Raw genomic sequence first — 463 nt, forward strand, 5'->3', positions numbered from 1 at the left:
TGTGCCATTCGCAGTATTTAACCAACTATAACTTCTTGATAAATGGGTTGTTACCCCAAAACGCAAGCCTGCTTTTAGCGTCGCCTCTCGCCACATACCAATTAAATCTTTCTTTGGCCCCATATTTACGGCATTCCATTTATGGTGTTTAGAATTCCATAAATCAAAATTATCATGATGTACCGCACATGGTGTAAAGTATTTAGCGCCTGCTTTTTTGAATAAACCTACTAATTTATCTGGATCAAAATTTTCTGCCTTCCACATCGGGATAAAATCTTTATATCCAAACTCAGAAGGGTGTCCATATGTTTTTAAGTGATGTTCATATTCTGGTCTATCTTCCACATACAATCTTCTGGCATACCATTCTCCTTGTTCTGCAACAGAATAAGCCCCCCAATGCATGTAAATACCAAACTTAGCATCCCTAAACCATTCTGGACATTCATATTGTTGGAGA

Annotated in this window: 1 protein-coding gene; it reads right to left on the reverse strand. The window is 37.8% G+C overall.

Annotated elements, in window-relative coordinates; all coding sequences use genetic code 11:
- Positions 1–463, reverse strand: a 463-nt coding sequence (locus KI686_RS15715; protein ID WP_237590279.1) for an alpha-L-fucosidase, incomplete at both ends; no start/stop codon positions are given.

The organism is Polaribacter sargassicola, from assembly GCF_021991835.1.
Lineage (GTDB): Bacteria > Bacteroidota > Bacteroidia > Flavobacteriales > Flavobacteriaceae > Polaribacter > Polaribacter sargassicola.